A 2,683-nucleotide genomic window follows, 5' to 3' on the forward strand; every position below is an offset into this window, starting at 1 on the left:
GCCAAACACCGCCGTCGATATGAACTCTTGGGCGGTATCAGCCTGTTATCCCCGGAGTACCTTTTATCCGTTGAGCGATGGCCCTTCCATACAGAACCACCGGATCACTAAGACCTACTTTCGTACCTGCTCGACGTGTCTGTCTCGCAGTCAAGCGCGCTTTTGCCTTTATACTCTACGACCGATTTCCGACCGGTCTGAGCGCACCTTCGTACTCCTCCGTTACTCTTTAGGAGGAGACCGCCCCAGTCAAACTACCCACCATACACTGTCCTCGATCCGGATAACGGACCTGAGTTAGAACCTCAAAGTTGCCAGGGTGGTATTTCAAGGTTGGCTCCACGCAGACTGGCGTCCACGCTTCAAAGCCTCCCACCTATCCTACACAAGCAAATTCAAAGTCCAGTGCAAAGCTATAGTAAAGGTTCACGGGGTCTTTCCGTCTAGCCGCGGATACACTGCATCTTCACAGCGATTTCAATTTCACTGAGTCTCGGGTGGAGACAGCGCCGCCATCGTTACGCCATTCGTGCAGGTCGGAACTTACCCGACAAGGAATTTCGCTACCTTAGGACCGTTATAGTTACGGCCGCCGTTTACCGGGGCTTCGATCAAGAGCTTCGCGTTAGCTAACCCCATCAATTAACCTTCCGGCACCGGGCAGGCGTCACACCCTATACGTCCACTTTCGTGTTTGCAGAGTGCTGTGTTTTTAATAAACAGTCGCAGCGGCCTGGTATCTTCGACCGGCATGAGCTTACGGAGCAAGTCCTTCACCCTCACCGGCGCACCTTCTCCCGAAGTTACGGTGCCATTTTGCCTAGTTCCTTCACCCGAGTTCTCTCAAGCGCCTTGGTATTCTCTACCCAACCACCTGTGTCGGTTTGGGGTACGGTTCCTGGTTACCTGAAGCTTAGAAGCTTTTCTTGGAAGCATGGCATCAACCACTTCGTTAACTAAAAGTTAACTCGTCATCAGCTCTCGGCCTTAGAATCCCGGATTTACCTAAGATTCCAGCCTACCACCTTAAACTTGGACAACCAACGCCAAGCTGGCCTAGCCTTCTCCGTCCCTCCATCGCAATAACCAGAAGTACAGGAATATTAACCTGTTTTCCATCGACTACGCTTTTCAGCCTCGCCTTAGGGACCGACTAACCCTGCGTCGATTAACGTTGCGCAGGAAACCTTGGTCTTTCGGCGTGGGTGTTTTTCACACCCATTGTCGTTACTCATGTCAGCATTCGCACTTCTGATACCTCCAGCAAGCTTCTCAACTCACCTTCACAGGCTTACAGAACGCTCCTCTACCGCATCACTTACGTGATACCCGTAGCTTCGGTGTATGGTTTGAGCCCCGTTACATCTTCCGCGCAGGCCGACTCGACTAGTGAGCTATTACGCTTTCTTTAAAGGGTGGCTGCTTCTAAGCCAACCTCCTAGCTGTCTAAGCCTTCCCACATCGTTTCCCACTTAACCATAACTTTGGGACCTTAGCTGACGGTCTGGGTTGTTTCCCTTTTCACGACGGACGTTAGCACCCGCCGTGTGTCTCCCATGCTCGGCACTTGTAGGTATTCGGAGTTTGCATCGGTTTGGTAAGTCGGGATGACCCCCTAGCCGAAACAGTGCTCTACCCCCTACAGTGATACATGAGGCGCTACCTAAATAGCTTTCGAGGAGAACCAGCTATCTCCGAGCTTGATTAGCCTTTCACTCCGATCCACAGGTCATCCGCTAACTTTTCAACGGTAGTCGGTTCGGTCCTCCAGTTAGTGTTACCCAACCTTCAACCTGCCCATGGATAGATCGCCCGGTTTCGGGTCTATTCCCAGCGACTAGACGCCCTATTAAGACTCGCTTTCGCTACGCCTCCCCTATTCGGTTAAGCTCGCCACTGAAAATAAGTCGCTGACCCATTATACAAAAGGTACGCAGTCACCCAACAAAGTGGGCTCCCACTGCTTGTACGCATACGGTTTCAGGATCTATTTCACTCCCCTCTCCGGGGTTCTTTTCGCCTTTCCCTCACGGTACTAGTTCACTATCGGTCAGTCAGTAGTATTTAGCCTTGGAGGATGGTCCCCCCATATTCAGACAAAGTTTCTCGTGCTCCGTCCTACTCGATTTCATGACTAAGAGATTTTCGCGTACAGGGCTATCACCCACTATGGCCGCACTTTCCAGAGCGTTCCGCTAATCTCAAAGCCACTTAAGGGCTAGTCCCCGTTCGCTCGCCACTACTAAGGGAATCTCGGTTGATTTCTTTTCCTCAGGGTACTTAGATGTTTCAGTTCCCCTGGTTCGCCTCTTGCACCTATGTATTCAGTACAAGATAACCATCTTATGATGGCTGGGTTCCCCCATTCAGACATCTCCGGATCAAAGTCTGTTTGCCGACTCCCCGAAGCTTTTCGCAGGCTACCACGTCTTTCATCGCCTCTGACTGCCAAGGCATCCACCGTATGCGCTTCTTCACTTGACCATATAACCCCAAGCAATCTGGTTATACTGTGAAGACAACATTCGCCGAAAATTCGAATTTCTCAATTAAGAGAACTCACAAATTTTACCTTAGCCTGATCCGTTACCAGTGAAAGTAACGTTCAGTCTATCTTTCTATCACATACCCAAATTTTTAAAGAACGAACTAGTCAAAGACTAGAAATCAACATTCACCATCA

1 rRNA gene is annotated in these 2,683 nt (G+C 50.4%); it reads right to left on the bottom strand.

Annotated features, from left to right (window positions below):
• Positions 1 to 2,484, bottom strand: a 23S ribosomal RNA gene (locus tag TK42_RS26640); the annotation flags it as partial.
• Positions 2,485 to 2,683: the final 199 nt, after the last annotated feature.

Origin of the sequence: Pseudomonas sp. GZJR-8 (assembly GCF_002916705.1) — a bacterium.
GTDB lineage: Bacteria > Pseudomonadota > Gammaproteobacteria > Pseudomonadales > Pseudomonadaceae > Aquipseudomonas > Aquipseudomonas synxantha_A.